The organism is Bradyrhizobium campsiandrae (assembly GCF_014529705.1).
In the GTDB taxonomy this organism is placed as follows: Bacteria; Pseudomonadota; Alphaproteobacteria; order Rhizobiales; family Xanthobacteraceae; genus Bradyrhizobium; species Bradyrhizobium campsiandrae.
The window spans coordinates 127,796-142,095 of record NZ_JAANIH010000015.1; the positions used below are offsets into that span (position 1 = coordinate 127,796).

Sequence of the window (14,300 nt, forward strand, 5' to 3'; positions counted from 1 at the left end):
ATTTCGGCCAATGATCGAATCCGGACGGGAGACGATCAGACGAACCCCGGTCGATCCTGCCACGTATCTCGTTCGGACGCGCTTTCCAACCATCCGGCACCAGGCGATGATCTCAGGCGAATCCTTTTACGGGAGCATCCCCGTCTTCCGCGGCTTCACCAGCCTGATGGATCCTGCGCTGTATTCGCCGCTGCCCGACGACTGGTGCATCGGCGTCGCCGACATCGTCGATTCCACCAAGGCCATCGCCGCGCAGCGCTACAAGGCGGTCAACATGGCCGGGGCCGCCGTGATCGCGGCGGTGACGAATGCGCTGGAGGGGCGCGAATTTCCCTTCGTGTTCGGCGGCGATGGCGCGAGCTTTGCGGTCGCGCCCGGTGATCTCGAAGCGGCGCGCGAAGCCTTGGCCGCGACGGCGACCTGGGTCCGGGAAGATCTCGATCTGAAAATGCGCATCGCGCTGGTGCCGCTGCGCGCGATCCGTGCCCAGGGTCTCGACGTGCGGGTGGCGCGCTTCGGTCCGTCGGCCAATCTGTCCTATGCGATGTTCTCCGGCGGCGGGCTCGCCTTCGCCGATGCCGCGATGAAGCGTGGGGAGTTCGCGATTGCGGAAGCGCCCGCAGGAACGCAGCCCGATCTTTCCGGGCTGTCGTGCCGTTTCGAGGTGATGCCGGCCTCGCGCGGGCTGATCCTGTCGGTGCTGGTGATACCGGCTACTGGCGCCGATCCGTTCGCGTTCCGCAAGGTGATCGAGGACATCATCCATCTGGTCGAGCGCAGCCCGGATTCGGGCCGTCCGGTGCCGCCGCAGGGGCCGCCGCTGAAATGGCCGCCGCAGGGATTAGACTACGAGGCGCGGGCGATCCGTGGCGGCTCCTTGCTCAAGCGCCGCGCCAGCCTGCTCGCTTTCACGTTTTTCGCCTATGTGCTCATGCGTTTCGACATCGAGGTCGGCGGCTTCCTGCCGAAAGTCTACAAGCGCCAAGTGGTCGAGAATTCCGACTTCCGCAAATATGATGACGGCCTGCGCATGATCCTCGACTGTACACCGGAGCTCGAGCGCACCCTGAGCGATCGTCTTGCCGGCGCCGCGCGCGACGGCGTCGTGCGCTACGGCCTTTATCCGCAGGATGCCGCGATGATGACCTGCTTCACGCCTTCGGCGCTGCGCAGCGACCACGTGCACTTCATCGATGGCGCACGGGGCGGCTACGCCTCGGCGGCAACGGCGTTGAAGGCGATGGCAGCGGCCGCGAGTTAGCGGCCTGCCCGCGTCCAGGTCTCGCCGCCGCAGAGCGCACCGACGCAGCCTTCTACCCGCAACGTCTCTGGGCCTGCCACGGTGACGCTGCTCGCATAGGTGTTGCCGTCGTCGGCATTGTAGATCTGGCCCGACCATTTGTTCGGCCCCGATGGCTGCATGCCGGAGAACAGCGGCAATCCGATCATCGATCTCTTGGCGAGCGCGGGATTGGGATTCTTGCTGTCGGTCGCCGGCTTGCCCGTTGCGGTATCGTAGGGCTCCTTCAGCCAGACGATGACGCCGCAGATGCCGCCGCCGCATTTGCTGACCTTCACGCGGGCGTCCCCCGCCTGGGTGAGCCAGGTCCCGCCCACCTCGGCGCTCTGCGCCTGCGCGCTCGTCGCGCCCGACAGGGCAGCCAGGAGGACGGTGAGAACGGCAAAGCTGCGAGACATGGGCGGAACCTCGAAAATGGAGGCGTCTCCATAGCAGCAAATCAGGATCGTGCAACGCCTGATGGCAGCAAATTCCTGCGCTCATTTGCCCCGGCGAAATTCTCACCAGGGCAGGCCGCAAAGATCGATGGTGCCGAGGGTCGGTGCGCGGACGATGTTGAAGACATAGGGCGCCATGTAGTCGAAGCGGATTCGTCCCTCCGGCTGCTCGCAATAGACCTCGCCCTCGAAGGGCAGCCAGCTGCGGGCCTGGTAGAACGCGACATTGTGCGGCTCGCAGAACAGCAGCGCAAAACGAACCGCCTCGTTGGCACGCATGGTATGCACCGCCGCGTCGATCGCCATCGTCGCATAGCCCCTGTTACGGCGATCCGCACGCGTGCAGACGCCGCCGATGCCGCCGACATGTACCTTCTGTCCGTTCCAGGTGATGGTGCGGAAGTAGATGCCGACATGGCAGACGAGGCCGTCCTCGGGCGCCTCGATCAGCACGCGCAAATCGGCATTGGCCCATTTGACGTCTCTCCAGGGCTTGTCCGCGACCTGTTGCGGACCCCAGACCGCCTGATGCAGCGGTTCAGCGATCTTCCACGCGGCGTCGCCGTTCAAAATGTCGATCTCGATGCTCATCGTCCTCTCTTCTGCATCTCCGCGTCGTGGTGCGTTCGTTCTGCCATAAGCGCCTCAAAGGCAATGATATTTTACGGTCGCTCGCGTCGATTTTGTGCAATCCGGCCAATCGGTCGCATCACGCGTTTTCGCAAATTCAGAGGTATTTAACGGCGCCGGAACCTTCTATAAGGGGTGATCGTTACAACACGTTCCCCACCAGTTGCGGACAAGAACCCATGACATTCACGCTGCCCCCACTCCCTTACGCCTATGACGCCCTCGGCCAGTTCATGTCGAAGGAGACGCTGGAATTCCACCACGACAAGCATCATCAGGCTTACGTCACCAACGGCAACAACGCGCTCAAGGGCACCGAATGGGAAGGCAAGTCCCTTGAGGAGATCGTCAAGGGCTCGTTCGGCAAGAATCCGGCCGTGTTCAACAACGCCGGCCAGCACTACAACCACATCCACTTCTGGAGCTGGATGAAGCCCAATGGCGGCGGCACCAAGCTGCCCGGCAAGCTCGAGAAGAAGATCAACGAGGACCTCGGCGGCTTCGAGAAGTTCAAGACCGACTTCCAGGCGGCTGGCGTCGGCCAGTTCGGCTCGGGCTGGGCCTGGCTCCAGGTCAAGAACGGCAAGCTCGAGATCTCCAAGACCCCGAACGGCGAGAATCCGCTGGTGCACGGTGCCACCCCGATCCTCGGCGTCGACGTCTGGGAGCACTCCTACTACATCGACTATCGCAACCGCCGTCCCGATTATCTCAAGGCGTTCGTCGAGAACCTCGTGAACTGGGAATACGTCGAGTCTCTGTTCGACAAGGTGTAAGGGTCTCCGGGTTCGCGCTTCGCGCGCCCCGGAATGCCGAGAAGGCGGTCGCTCGCGCGGCCGCCTTTTTGCTGTGCGGAATTGCTCTGCGTGGTGCGCGCACGGGTCTGTCATCGTTCCGTTTGCATCGCCGTAGCGTCGCCCTTAATCAGGATGGGCATCCCATCCGGTCGATCCTGCCCGTTGTCAGAGCCTCCTTCGAAAAGTTCTGTGCCCACTGAAGACGCGGACTCCGAGCCGCGGCCGGGGCGTGCGCGCAAGCCGATCGGCTGGTCGACCATCATCATCGCAGCACTGGTGGCCGTGAGCGTGGCTCTGGTCTGGCGGCGTGACGGCACCGACGGCGTCCTCGATATCCTCACCCACGATCTCTCGTTGTTCGGAGGTATCCTGCCGCGCGTGCTGGCGGGCTGCCTGTTAGGGGCCTTCATTTCGGAGATCCTGCCGCACGAAAAGGTCTCCCGCTCGCTCGGGCCGAGCTCCGGCCTGATGGGCCTTCTGATCGGCACCGCCTTCGGCGCGATCCTGCCCGGCGGTCCCTTCACCGCCTATCCGGTGGCGAGCGCGCTGCTCGCGGTCGGCGCCGATTTCGGCGCCACCATCGCCATGGTCGTGAGTTGGACGCTGATCGGCTACGGCCGCGCGGTTGCCTGGGAGATCCCGATCATGGGCACCGATTTCACGCTGTGGCGGATCGTGATCTCACTGCCGCTGCCGGTGCTCGCAGGCGCGCTCGGCCGCTTTGTCTATGTCCGGCTCTATCCGAAGCCGCCCGCAAAGGACGACGAGAATTGAGCGCAGCGCTCCTCATCGACATCCTGCTGTGGGGCTCGGTGTTCGGCGTCGGCCTGATCGCCTTTCGCCGCGGCCCGCCGGTGTTCAGGGCCTCGCTGCGCGAAGGTACGATGGATTTCATCAACATCGTGCCGCGCATTGCGCTCGGCGTGATCGGCTCCGGCTACATCGCCGCCATCATCCCGCAGGAGGTCATATCAGGCTGGCTCGGCCCCGACAGCGGCTGGCTCGGGGTTGCGGCTGCCGTGGTCGCCGGCGCCGCCACGCCTGGGGGGCCGGTGATCGGTTTTTCCATCGGCACGGTGGCGCTGAAGTCGGGCGGCGGGGTGCCTCAGGTGGTTGCCTACGTCGTCGCCTGGGCTCTGTTTGCCTTCCAACGGGTGATTTTGTGGGAAATCCCATTCATGCCTGCCCGTTTCGTCTGGTTCCGCTGTGCCGTTTCGGTCCCATTCCCGTTCGTCGCGGCCGCCATCGCGATGGTGATCGGCAAACCCTGACCCACGGCGTGGACAGACGTAATGTTATATTATAACGTCCCCGCATGGTTCCCGCAGCCTCCCACGCCCATCATCACGACCACGCCCATGGTCCCTCCCATGACCACGGGCATGCGCACGGCCACGACCACGTTCACGCCCATGTCCACGACGCAGCCTCGCCGCATCCGGCCCAGGACGCGCCCTGGTCGATCCTGCGCATGACCATGGCCGGCCGGCTCGCAGCCGCATCGGCGGTCTGCGCCGCGCTCTGGGGCGTCGTCTGGCTGGCGATGAGGTGACCATGGCCCAGCTCGCGTTCCGCAACGTCACGCTCGGCTATGACCGCCATCCGGCCGTCCACCATCTCAATGGCGAGGTCGCGCCAGGCGCACTGGTCGCGGTGATCGGCCCTAACGGCGCTGGCAAGTCGACCTTGCTGCGCGGCATCGTCGGTATCCTCAAGCCGCTCGACGGCAGCATCCATCTCGGCGGGTTAGACGCCCGTGATATCGCCTATCTGCCGCAGAGCGCGGACATCGACCGCACCTTCCCGATCTCGGTGTTCGATTTCGTCGGAACCGGCCTGTGGCGGGCGACCTCCCTGTTCGGCGGCATCGGCAAGGCCGCGCGCGAGAAGATCCTGCGCGCGATTGCGTCCGTCGGTCTCAACGGATTCGAGAACCGGCCCATCGGCACGCTCTCCGGCGGGCAGATGCAGCGCGTGCTGTTCGCGCGCGTGCTGCTTCAGGATGCGCGCCTGATCGTGCTCGACGAGCCCTTCAACGCCATCGACAGCAAGACCACGGTCGATTTGCTCGCGTTGGTGAAACACTGGCACGGCGAGGGCCGCACCGTGCTCGCCGCGCTCCACGACATGGAGATGGTGCGCACCCATTTCAGCGAGACGCTGATTCTGGCGCGCGGCCCCGTGGCGTGGGGACCGACGGCGGAGGTGCTGACGCCCGAGAACCTGATGGTCGCGATGCGGATGTGCGAGGCCTTCGACGACACCGCCGCTGCCTGCGCGGCTGATGGCGTCAGTTCGCGAGCGGCGTGATCGCACATGGTCTATGACGCGCTGATCGGTCCGTTCACCGAATTCGAGTTCATGCGGCGGGCGCTCGCGGCCGTGATCGCGCTGTCGCTGGCGGGCGCGCCGATCGGCGTGTTCCTGATGCTGCGGCGGATGAGTCTGGTCGGCGATGCCATGGCGCATGCGATCCTGCCCGGTGCCGCAATCGGTTTCCTGCTTTCCGGCCTCAATCTGTTCGCGATGACGGCAGGTGGCCTGATCGCGGGTTTTGCGGTCGCGATCCTCGCCGGCGTCGTCGCGCGCTCGACCGGGCTGAAGGAGGACGCTTCGCTCGCGACCTTCTATCTGGCCTCGCTGGCGCTCGGCGTCACCATCGTCTCGATCAAGGGCACCAATATCGACCTGCTGCACGTCTTGTTCGGCAACATCCTCGCGATGGACGACCAGACGCTGCTGGTGGTCGCCTTCAACGCCACCGTGACGCTGCTCGTGCTCGCCGTGATCTACCGCCCGCTGGTGATCGAGAGCGTCGATCCGCTGTTTTTGCGCACCGTCAGCCGCGCCGGAGGGCCAGCGCATCTTGCCTTCCTCGCGCTCGTCGTCGTCAACCTCGTCAACGGCTTCCAGGCCCTCGGCACGTTGCTGGCGGTCGGTTTGATGATCCTGCCGGCGGGGATCGCGCGGTTCTGGACGCGCGATCTCACCGCGATGATCTGTATCGCGGTCGTCGCGGCGGCTGTGGCAGGCTATGCCGGCCTCGTGCTGTCGTTCCAGACCCGCGTGCCGTCGGGTCCTGCGATCATTCTGGTGGCGACGGTGCTCTACATCGTCTCTGTGCTGTTCGGCCGCGTCGGCGGTGTCGTCAGGCAGATGTTTCCCGGCCGGCATCTGGAGGCGTGACGGTGCGCTTCCTGCTGCTCCTTGCCTCGCTTCTGATGGTCTCGCCGCTGCACGCCGCGGAACGGTTTAACGTCGTCGCGAGCTTCTCGATCCTGGCCGACTTCGTCCGCAACGTCGGAGGTGACCGGATCAACCTGACTACGCTGGTCGGCCCCGACAGCGACGTGCATGTCTATACGCCCGCGCCAGGCGATGCGAAGCGCATCGCCGAGGCGAGGCTCGTCATCGTTAACGGGCTTGGCCTCGAGGGCTGGCTGCCGCGCCTCGTTCAATCCTCCGGCAGCAAGGCGCAACTGGTCACCGCAAGCGCAGGTATCTCGCCGTTGAAGCTGGGCGCGGCGCTCGATCCCCATGCCTGGCAGTCGGTGCCGAATGCCAGGATCTACGTCGCCGACATCGCCAAAGCGCTCACCGCCGCCGACCCTGACGACGCGGAATTCTTCCGCACCCAGGAAAAGGCCTATCTGGACAAGCTCGACGCGCTGGACCGCGAGGTCCGCGAGGCCATCGGCAAAATTCCGGCCGAGCGGCGCAAGGTGATCTCCACCCATGACGCCTTCGGCTATTTCGGCGCCGAATACGGCATCCAGTTCATCGCGCCGCTTGGGGTTTCCACCGAGACCGAGCCCAGCGCGCGGGACATCGCTGCCATCATCGGCCAGATCAAGGCCCAGAAAATCCCCGCCGTTTTCCTGGAAAATATCAGCGACGATCGCCTGATCCGGCGGATCGCGGCCGAGACAGGGGCCAAGGTCGGCGGGACCCTGATTTCGGACAGTTTGACCGGCGAAAAGGGGCCTGCACCCACTTACATTGACATGGTCAGGCACAATATAAAGGCCCTGACCAGCGCGCTTGACCAATGAGGCAGGGGCCACCCCGCCTGGCGTCGCGCGAAAGCCCGATAGTCCGGAGTTGTTATGTCTGAAGCGACCTCCCAGAAGATTCCCGTGACCGTGCTGACCGGCTATCTCGGGGCCGGCAAGACCACGCTTTTGAACCGCATCCTGTCGGAAAACCACGGCAAGAAATACGCCGTCATCGTCAACGAATTCGGCGAGATCGGGATCGACAACGACCTCATCATCGGCGCCGATGAGGAAGTGTTCGAGATGAACAATGGCTGCATCTGCTGCACCGTGCGCGGCGACCTCGTCCGCATCATGGACGGGTTGATGAAGCGCAAGGGCAAGTTCGACGCCATCATCGTCGAGACGACAGGGCTTGCCGATCCGGCGCCTGTCGCCCAGACCTTCTTCGTCGACGAGGACGTGCAGAAGAACGCCCGGCTCGATGCGGTGGTCACGGTCGCCGACGCCAAATGGCTGTCCGACCGGCTCAAGGACGCGCCCGAGGCCAAGAACCAGATCGCTTTCGCCGACGTCATCGTGCTGAACAAGACCGATCTCGTCACCAAGGGCGAATTGGCGGAGGTCGAGGCCCGCATCCGCGGCATCAACCCCTATGCGAAGCTGCATCGCACCGAGCGCTGCTCGGTGGCGCTGGCCGACGTGCTCGACCGCGGCGCGTTCGACCTCGACCGCATCCTCGACATCGAGCCCTCGTTCCTGGAGGCCGATGATCACGACCACGACCATGATCATCACCACCATCACGACCACGATCATCACCATCATGATCACGGCCACGGCCTGAAGCACTATCACGACGAGGACATGCAATCGCTGTCGCTCAAGACCGACAAGCCGCTCGATCCAAACGTGTTCATGCCCTGGCTGCAGAACCTGGTGCAGGTCGAGGGCGGCAAGATCCTGCGTTCCAAGGGCATCCTCGCCTTCCACGACGACGACGACCGCTACGTCTTCCAGGGCGTCCACATGATGCTGGAGGGCGACCACCAGCGGAAGTGGAAGGACGGCGAGAAGCGCGAGAGTCGCCTCGTCTTCATCGGCCGCGAATTGCCCGAAGAGGCGATCCGCAAGGGTTTTGAGAGCTGCATCGTCTCGTGATGAAAGAGTTTACGCCCCCTCCCGATTCCGCCTCGATCGTCTCCGTCACCGACCGCGTCAAGCCTGTGACCATTGGTATGGGCGTGACCTCGGTGCATTTCCTCGGGCCTCGCGCCGCCTTCGTCGGCGGCGAGGAGAACGTAGCGCTCGTTGACGCCAAGGGCGAGATCGGCAAGGTCGCCGTACACAGCGGCGGCATCCTCTCGACCGCCTCCGACGGCAAGCGCCTCATCATGGGCGGCGACGACGGCAAGGTCGTCGCGCTCGATGCCAATGGCGAGGTGACACTGCTCGCCACCGATCCGAAGCGACGCTGGATCGATGCTGTGGCGCTGCATCCCGACGGCGCCTACGCCTGGTCGGCCGGCAAGACCGCGACCGTCAAGAGCGGCAAGAACGAGGAGAAGTCGCTCGATGTGCCCTCGACCGTCGGCGGCCTTGCGTTCGCCCCGAAGGGCCTGCGGCTCGCGATCGCGCATTACAACGGCGCGACGCTGTGGTTTCCCAACATGGAAGGCTCGGCCGAATTCCTGCCTTGGGCCGGCTCCCATCTCGGCGTCACCTTCAGCCCGGACAACAAGTTCCTGGTCACGAGCATGCATGAGGCGGCGCTGCATGGCTGGCGTCTCGCCGACAACAGGCACATGCGCATGACCGGCTATCCTGGCCGCGTCCGCTCGATGTCCTGGAGCGCGGGCGGCAAGGGGCTGGCGACCTCGGGCGCGGACACCGTCATCATCTGGCCGTTCGGCAGCAAGGACGGTCCGATGGGCAAGGAGCCCGCGATGCTGGCTCCGCTGCAGGCGCGCGTCGCCGTGGTCGCCTGCCACCCGAAGAACGACATTCTGGCCTGCGGCTACAGCGACGGCACCGTGCTGATGGTGCGGCTGGAGGACGGCGCGGAGATCCTGGTCCGCCGCAATGGCACGCCGCCGGTCGCCGGGCTCGCCTGGAATGCCAAGGGCACACTGCTGGCCTTCGCCGACGAAAATGGGGACGGCGGGCTGCTGGAGCTTTAAACGGTCATCCGTCAGGCCGTAGGGTGGGCAAAGGCGCTCTTGCGCCGTGCCCACGGTCTTTCTCCTTTAACAAAAGCCGTGGGCACGCTTCGCTTTGCCCACCCTACGGCGGCCGACATTCATGCGCTTTCTCACGACCTTCCAGCTTGCTGACTTTCTCGACACGCTGGTCAGCCTGTTCACGGCCTTCGTGCTGGGCACGCTGATCGGCGCCGAGCGGCAATATCGCCAGCGCACCGCCGGCCTCCGTACCAACGTGCTGGTTGCGGTCGGCGCTGCGGCCTTCGTCGATCTCGCCATGCATCTGGACGGCGCCGATGGCGCTGTCAGGGTGATTGCCTATGTCGTCTCCGGCATCGGCTTCCTGGGCGCCGGCGTCATCATGAAGCAGGGCATGGACGTGCGAGGCCTCAACACCGCCGCGACGCTGTGGTCCTCGGCCGCGGTCGGTTCCTGCGCCGGGGCCGATATGGTCGCGCAGGCGGCGGCGCTCACGGTGTTCGTGATCGCCGGCAACACGATGCTGCGGCCGCTGGTCAATGCCATCAACCGCATTCCGCTGAACGAGAAGGCGCTGGAGGCGACCTATTACTTCAAGCTCGCGGTCACCTCCGACGCACTCCCCGATATGCGCGACCGCCTCGTCGACAAGCTCGAGGCCGCGAAATATTCGGTGGCCGATATCGAGGTGGTCGAGATCGGCGACGACGACCTGCTGGAGATCGTCGCGAAGCTGGTCGCGACGGCGGTGGATCCGAACGAGCTGAACGCGGTCGCGACCGATCTTCAGCATTTGCCCGGTGTCCGCCACGCCACCTGGGAAGTCAGCACGACGGAGTAAGCGCGGCGTTTGGGCTGGCGCGGGTTCCCGCCTGCTCGGCCCCGGAACCGGCGCGCCCCAGTTTCGTTGATCCCCCGGATAAAGGCGGTGATCGACATGCCCGGCCAGAACGACAAGCGCAACCTGAAGCTCGACCTGATGATTGCCTGTTCGCTGTTCGCAGCAGGCGTCGTGGTGTCCGTGATGTCGCTGGCGCAAATCCGTGCCGAGAGCAGGACCGAATTAGCGCAGGCAACCCAGCCCCTCCAGGGCACGCCGTCCAATGATCAGGACAAGACGCCCGCAGAGGCAAAACCCGGCGGCGACCGGCCGACCACGCCGGCCCCGGAGCCAGCGCGGCCCGACCCGCAGACGCAGGGCGCGGCGACCAAGCCTGCATTGCCGCCGGCCCCGGCCGAGAAGGTCGCGCCTCCGATCAAAGAAAAGTAGGCCCGAGGACCCGCTCATTGTGACGCGCTTTTGACGGCAGGTGCCGATTATACCGTCTCGCATCGGCCAGCGGCCCGCTCCATAATCTGTCCGACCTAGGACAGATGGGGCCTTCCATGAAGATCGAAGACGTCCGCCGCACCGCCTATTCGATGCCGCTCACCAACCCGTCATTTCCGCCGGGACCATATCGCTTCTTCAATCGCGAATATTTCATCATCACCTACAGGACCGATCCCGAAGCCCTTGCCGCCATCGTGCCGGAGCCGCTCGAGGTGGCCGAGCCGGTGGTGAAATACGAATTCATCCGCATGCCCGACTCGACCGGTTTTGGCGATTACACCGAGACCGGGCAGGTAATCCCGGTCCGCTTCAAGGGTGAGCTCGGCGCCTACACTCACGCGATGTATCTCGACGACGAAGGTCCGATCGCCGGCGGCCGCGAGCTGTGGGGCTTTCCGAAGAAGCTGGCGCGGCCCAAGATCGAGGTCGAGAGCGACGTGCTGGTCGGCTCACTGCATTATGGCTCGGTGCTCTGTGCCTCCGCGACCATGGGCTACAAGCACCGCAAGGTCGACCTTGATGCGGTGCTGCAGCCGATGAAGGCACCGAACTTCATCCTGAAGATCATCCCGCATGTCGATGGTAGCCCTCGGATCTGCGAGCTGGTGCGCTTCCATCTCGAGGACATCACGTTGAAGGAAGCCTGGACCGGCCCCGCCGCGCTCGGCCTGTTTCCCCACGCGCTGTGTGACGTCGCCCGCCTGCCGGTCCGCGAGGTGATCTCGGCGCTGCACTACAAGGCCGACCTGACGCTCGGGCTCGGCAGCGTCGCGTTCGACTATTTGGCGAAGTAAGGCGCAAAAGGCGGTTCGCGAAACAAAAATGCCCGGCTTGAGGCCGGGCATTTTGGTCGGTCCGTGGTCGGGCGCAATCACCGCACCAAGATGTTCTTGAACTGCCAGGGATCGCTGGTGTCGATATCTTCCGGGAACAGGCCGGGACGATCGGTGAGCGGCGTCCAGTCGGTGTAGAAACCTTTCACCGGGCCGAGATAGGGCAGCTGGATTTCCAGCAGGCGATCGAAGTCCATCTCGTCGGCCTCGACGATGCCTTCCCTGGGGTTCTCCAGCGCCCACACCATGCCGCCGAGCACGGCGGAGGTGACCTGCAGGGCCGTGGCATTCTGATAGGGCGCGAGCGCGCGGGTCTCTTCGATCGAGAGCTGCGAGCCGTACCAGTAGGCATTGTTGTCGTGGCCGAACAGCAGCACGCCGAGTTCATCGATGCCGTCGACGATCTCGTCCTCTTCGAGGATGTGGTGCTTCTCCTGCATCTTGCCGGCGCGGCCGAACAGCTCGTGCAGCGACAGCACGGCGTCGTCGGCCGGATGATAGGCGTAGTGGCAGGTCGGCCGGTAGATCGCCTTGCCCGAGGCGTCGCGCACCGTGAAATAATCGGCGATCGAGATCGACTCGTTGTGGGTGACGAGGAAGCCGTATTGCGCGCCGCGCGTCGGGCACCAGGTGCGTACGCGCGTGTTGGCGCCGGGCTGCATCAGATAGATGGCCGCGCCGCAGCCGGCTTCATGGGTATGCGCATTCTCGGGCATCCATTTCTCATGGGTGCCCCAGCCGAGCTCCGACGGCTGCATGCCTTCCGACAGAAAACCTTCCACCGACCAGGTGTTGACGAAGACGTCGGGCTCCTTCGGCTTCTTGGCGCGCTGGGTGTCGCGCTCGGCGATATGAATGCCCTTGATGCCGGCCTGCCGCATCAGGTCGGCCCATTCGGCCTTGGTCTTCGGCTTGGGCGCATTGAGCTTCAGGTCGGCGGCGACGTTGAGCAGCGCCTGCTTGACGAAGAAGGAGACCATGCCGGGATTGGCGCCGCAGCACGACACGGCGGTGGTCGAGCCCGCCGGGCGCGCCCGCTTGGCGGCCAGCGTCACTTCGCGCAGCGCGTAGTTGGATCGTGCTTCCGGGCCCTTCGAGGCGTCGAAATAGAAGCCGAGCCAGGGCTCGTTGACGGTGTCGATATAGAGCGCGCCGACCTCGTTGCAGAGCTCCATGATGTCGGTCGAGCCGGTATCGACCGAGAGATTGACGCAAAAGCCCTGGCCGCCGCCTTCGGTGAGCAGCGGGGTCAGCAGTTCGCGGTAATTGTCCCGGGTCACGGCCTTCTGGATGAAGCGGACATTGTGCTTCTCGCAATGCGCCCTGCGGCCTTCGTCCCTGGGATCGATCACTGTGACGCGCGACTTGTCATAGTCGAGATGCCGCTCGATCAGCGGCAAGGTCCCTTTGCCGATGGAGCCGAAGCCGACCATGACGATGGGACCAGTGATCTTTGCGTAGATCTGCGAGGGAGGGCTCATGGGATGGTTTCTCCGGAACGTGCTGACGGACGATTGGTGGGTGGATCAGGCGCTGCGGCGCCTTTCAAGTGCTGCGCCGCTTTTCAGGTGCTGCGGCGCTTGGCGGTGACTTCGATCTCGACCTTCATCTCGGGCTTGGCGAGGGCGGAGACGACGAGCAGCGTCGCAGCCGGCCTGATGTCACCGAGAACCTCGCCGCAGACGGCGAAGTGGGCATCGATGGTGCTGGCGTCGGTGACGTAATAGGTTGCACGGACGATGTCGGCCATCTCGAATCCACCCTCCTTCAGGGCGGCTTCGATGGTCTTGAAGCAGTTGCGTGACTGGCTCGTGACATCATCGGGCATCGTCATCGTGGTGTAGTCGTAGCCGGTGGTTCCCGCCACGAAGGCGAAGTCGCCGTCGATCACGGCGCGGCTGTAGCCGACGCTCTTCTCGAGGGGGGAGCCGGTGGAAATCAGGCGGCGGGACATGGGTTCGGCCTCGACTGAAAGGGGAATTTCGTGGGTTTAAAGGGCGTTTCCGGGGCTCACGCAACCCCAAAGCAACGAGCTCAGATCAGGCGCGGCCGGGCATGGCCGCGGTGCGCGGCTTGCGTCGTCGCCATCATGGCTATCCCTTAGGCCGCGCGCGCCTGGAGGGCGCGAACCGACCTCCGTTTGGCTAAGGCCGCGCCGGTCGGAACGATCATCCCGGCGGCGCCATCGAGGCTACCTCCCTGGAATTCGATCGCCAGCAGGCGGTCGCGCTCGAACGGGCCGGGCAGCAGCAGCGCGCCGGTCTTCTCGGCCGAGAAGCCGAAGCGGGCGTAATAGGGCGCATCGCCGAGCAGGATCACGGCGTCATGCCCGCGCGCCCGGGCGGCGGCCAGCGCTTGTTGCATCAGCGCGGCGCCGATCCCGAGCTCGCGGCAGGCAGGGTCCACTGCGAGCGGTCCGAGGACCAGCGCGGGCCTGCCTCCGGCGCTGACGTTCCACAGCCGCACGGTTCCCACGAGTGTCCCCTCGCGCACAGCCGACAGCGCGAGGCCGGCGGCAGGTGCGCGTCCGTCGCGCAGGCGCTGGCAGGTGCGGTCATGGCGGTTTTCGCCAAAACAGGCATCCAGCAACGCTTCACGCATCGCGACGTCGGCAGCACGCTCCGCTCGGATCGCGAACGGAGCGGCTTTCGAGGTGAGGGCGATCTGTGGCTTCCGAAAAGCAGTCATGGCGCGTCAGTCCCCGCTTGAATCGACGTGCGCGCGGCACGCCTGTTCAAGGCGTCGTCAGATCGAAATGTCAGGGAGGAGCCGGCAAGCCGGCTCCCGGGTTCGTC

General features: G+C 64.9%; 18 protein-coding genes. 13 read left to right on the top strand and 5 right to left on the bottom strand.

Going from position 1 to position 14,300, the window contains the following annotated elements; genetic code table 11:
• The first annotated feature begins 106 nt into the window (after positions 1 to 106).
• On the top strand, positions 107 to 1,261 hold the full coding sequence (locus G8O24_RS13855) for a DUF3095 domain-containing protein (protein ID WP_188100059.1): 1,155 nt from the start codon (positions 107 to 109) through the stop codon (positions 1,259 to 1,261).
• Here the strand turns inward: G8O24_RS13855 and G8O24_RS13860 are convergent.
• Positions 1,258 to 1,698, bottom strand: a complete 441-nt coding sequence (locus G8O24_RS13860; protein ID WP_188100061.1) for a DUF2147 domain-containing protein — start codon at positions 1,696 to 1,698, stop codon at positions 1,258 to 1,260. The two genes, G8O24_RS13855 and G8O24_RS13860, sit on opposite strands and share 4 nt — an antisense overlap.
• A 102-nt stretch (positions 1,699 to 1,800) precedes the next feature.
• Positions 1,801 to 2,328, bottom strand: a complete 528-nt coding sequence (locus G8O24_RS13865; protein ID WP_188100062.1) for a GNAT family N-acetyltransferase — start codon at positions 2,326 to 2,328, stop codon at positions 1,801 to 1,803.
• 218 nt (positions 2,329 to 2,546) lie between these two features.
• On the opposite strand from G8O24_RS13865, the gene G8O24_RS13870 reads away from it, so the two are divergent.
• The 12 genes from G8O24_RS13870 to G8O24_RS13925 all read left to right on the top strand — a co-directional run bounded on the left by G8O24_RS13870 (position 2,547) and on the right by G8O24_RS13925 (position 11,466).
• Entirely contained in the window at positions 2,547 to 3,143 is a 597-nt protein-coding gene (locus G8O24_RS13870; protein ID WP_188100064.1) for a superoxide dismutase, read from the top strand.
• 153 nt (positions 3,144 to 3,296) lie between these two features.
• A complete protein-coding gene (locus G8O24_RS13875) occupies positions 3,297 to 3,938 on the top strand; it encodes a permease (protein ID WP_376708094.1) in 642 nt (213 codons plus the stop codon).
• On the top strand, positions 3,935 to 4,435 hold the full coding sequence (locus tag G8O24_RS13880; RefSeq protein WP_188100067.1) for a hypothetical protein: 501 nt from the start codon (positions 3,935 to 3,937) through the stop codon (positions 4,433 to 4,435). Before G8O24_RS13875 ends, G8O24_RS13880 begins: the two co-directional genes overlap by 4 nt.
• A 44-nt stretch (positions 4,436 to 4,479) precedes the next feature.
• The gene (locus tag G8O24_RS13885; protein ID WP_188100069.1) at positions 4,480 to 4,716 is read left to right on the top strand and encodes a hypothetical protein; all 237 of its coding nucleotides are present in this window, start codon (positions 4,480 to 4,482) and stop codon (positions 4,714 to 4,716) included.
• 2 nt (positions 4,717 to 4,718) lie between these two features.
• On the top strand, positions 4,719 to 5,474 hold the full coding sequence (locus tag G8O24_RS13890) for a metal ABC transporter ATP-binding protein (RefSeq protein WP_188100071.1): 756 nt from the start codon (positions 4,719 to 4,721) through the stop codon (positions 5,472 to 5,474).
• A gap of 6 nt (positions 5,475 to 5,480) precedes the next feature.
• The gene (locus G8O24_RS13895; protein ID WP_188100073.1) at positions 5,481 to 6,350 is read left to right on the top strand and encodes a metal ABC transporter permease; all 870 of its coding nucleotides are present in this window, start codon (positions 5,481 to 5,483) and stop codon (positions 6,348 to 6,350) included.
• A gap of 2 nt (positions 6,351 to 6,352) precedes the next feature.
• Entirely contained in the window at positions 6,353 to 7,216 is an 864-nt protein-coding gene (locus tag G8O24_RS13900) for a metal ABC transporter substrate-binding protein (protein ID WP_188100074.1), read from the top strand.
• A 54-nt stretch (positions 7,217 to 7,270) separates the two neighbouring features.
• The gene (locus G8O24_RS13905) at positions 7,271 to 8,320 is read left to right on the top strand and encodes a CobW family GTP-binding protein (protein WP_188100076.1); all 1,050 of its coding nucleotides are present in this window, start codon (positions 7,271 to 7,273) and stop codon (positions 8,318 to 8,320) included.
• Positions 8,320 to 9,339 (top strand): WD40 repeat domain-containing protein, encoded by a 1,020-nt coding sequence (locus G8O24_RS13910; protein WP_188100078.1) that lies wholly within the window; start codon positions 8,320 to 8,322, stop codon positions 9,337 to 9,339. Before G8O24_RS13905 ends, G8O24_RS13910 begins: the two co-directional genes overlap by 1 nt.
• A 121-nt stretch (positions 9,340 to 9,460) precedes the next feature.
• Positions 9,461 to 10,180 (top strand): MgtC/SapB family protein, encoded by a 720-nt coding sequence (locus G8O24_RS13915; RefSeq protein WP_188100080.1) that lies wholly within the window; start codon positions 9,461 to 9,463, stop codon positions 10,178 to 10,180.
• A 96-nt stretch (positions 10,181 to 10,276) separates the two neighbouring features.
• A complete protein-coding gene (locus tag G8O24_RS13920; RefSeq protein WP_188100129.1) occupies positions 10,277 to 10,609 on the top strand; it encodes a hypothetical protein in 333 nt (110 codons plus the stop codon).
• A gap of 116 nt (positions 10,610 to 10,725) precedes the next feature.
• Positions 10,726 to 11,466 (top strand): acetoacetate decarboxylase, encoded by a 741-nt coding sequence (locus tag G8O24_RS13925; RefSeq protein WP_188100082.1) that lies wholly within the window; start codon positions 10,726 to 10,728, stop codon positions 11,464 to 11,466.
• A 77-nt stretch (positions 11,467 to 11,543) separates the two neighbouring features.
• Here the strand turns inward: G8O24_RS13925 and G8O24_RS13930 are convergent, their stop codons facing one another.
• From G8O24_RS13930 to G8O24_RS13940, 3 genes are all read right to left on the bottom strand, one after another.
• A complete protein-coding gene (locus G8O24_RS13930; RefSeq protein WP_188100084.1) occupies positions 11,544 to 12,986 on the bottom strand; it encodes a homospermidine synthase in 1,443 nt (480 codons plus the stop codon).
• A gap of 83 nt (positions 12,987 to 13,069) precedes the next feature.
• A complete protein-coding gene (locus G8O24_RS13935) occupies positions 13,070 to 13,459 on the bottom strand; it encodes a RidA family protein (RefSeq protein WP_188100086.1) in 390 nt (129 codons plus the stop codon).
• 146 nt (positions 13,460 to 13,605) lie between these two features.
• Positions 13,606 to 14,193: a GNAT family N-acetyltransferase gene (locus G8O24_RS13940; RefSeq protein WP_188100088.1), complete on the bottom strand. Its 588-nt coding sequence runs from the start codon at positions 14,191 to 14,193 to the stop codon at positions 13,606 to 13,608.
• Positions 14,194 to 14,300 lie beyond the last annotated feature (107 nt).

Coding starts and splice junctions, on each gene's coding strand:
- G8O24_RS13885 (WP_188100069.1), top strand. CDS start 4,480: ATGGTTCCCGCAGCCTCCCACGCCCATCATCACGACCACGCCCATGGT.
- G8O24_RS13895 (WP_188100073.1), top strand. CDS start 5,481: ATGGTCTATGACGCGCTGATCGGTCCGTTCACCGAATTCGAGTTCATG.
- G8O24_RS13870 (WP_188100064.1), top strand. CDS start 2,547: ATGACATTCACGCTGCCCCCACTCCCTTACGCCTATGACGCCCTCGGC.
- G8O24_RS13860 (WP_188100061.1), bottom strand. CDS start 1,698: ATGTCTCGCAGCTTTGCCGTTCTCACCGTCCTCCTGGCTGCCCTGTCG.
- G8O24_RS13910 (WP_188100078.1), top strand. CDS start 8,320: ATGAAAGAGTTTACGCCCCCTCCCGATTCCGCCTCGATCGTCTCCGTC.
- G8O24_RS13940 (WP_188100088.1), bottom strand. CDS start 14,193: ATGACTGCTTTTCGGAAGCCACAGATCGCCCTCACCTCGAAAGCCGCT.
- G8O24_RS13890 (WP_188100071.1), top strand. CDS start 4,719: ATGGCCCAGCTCGCGTTCCGCAACGTCACGCTCGGCTATGACCGCCAT.
- G8O24_RS13930 (WP_188100084.1), bottom strand. CDS start 12,986: ATGAGCCCTCCCTCGCAGATCTACGCAAAGATCACTGGTCCCATCGTC.
- G8O24_RS13865 (WP_188100062.1), bottom strand. CDS start 2,328: ATGAGCATCGAGATCGACATTTTGAACGGCGACGCCGCGTGGAAGATC.
- G8O24_RS13915 (WP_188100080.1), top strand. CDS start 9,461: ATGCGCTTTCTCACGACCTTCCAGCTTGCTGACTTTCTCGACACGCTG.
- G8O24_RS13925 (WP_188100082.1), top strand. CDS start 10,726: ATGAAGATCGAAGACGTCCGCCGCACCGCCTATTCGATGCCGCTCACC.
- G8O24_RS13920 (WP_188100129.1), top strand. CDS start 10,277: ATGCCCGGCCAGAACGACAAGCGCAACCTGAAGCTCGACCTGATGATT.
- G8O24_RS13935 (WP_188100086.1), bottom strand. CDS start 13,459: ATGTCCCGCCGCCTGATTTCCACCGGCTCCCCCCTCGAGAAGAGCGTC.
- G8O24_RS13875 (WP_376708094.1), top strand. CDS start 3,297: ATGGGCATCCCATCCGGTCGATCCTGCCCGTTGTCAGAGCCTCCTTCG.
- G8O24_RS13855 (WP_188100059.1), top strand. CDS start 107: ATGATCTCAGGCGAATCCTTTTACGGGAGCATCCCCGTCTTCCGCGGC.
- G8O24_RS13905 (WP_188100076.1), top strand. CDS start 7,271: ATGTCTGAAGCGACCTCCCAGAAGATTCCCGTGACCGTGCTGACCGGC.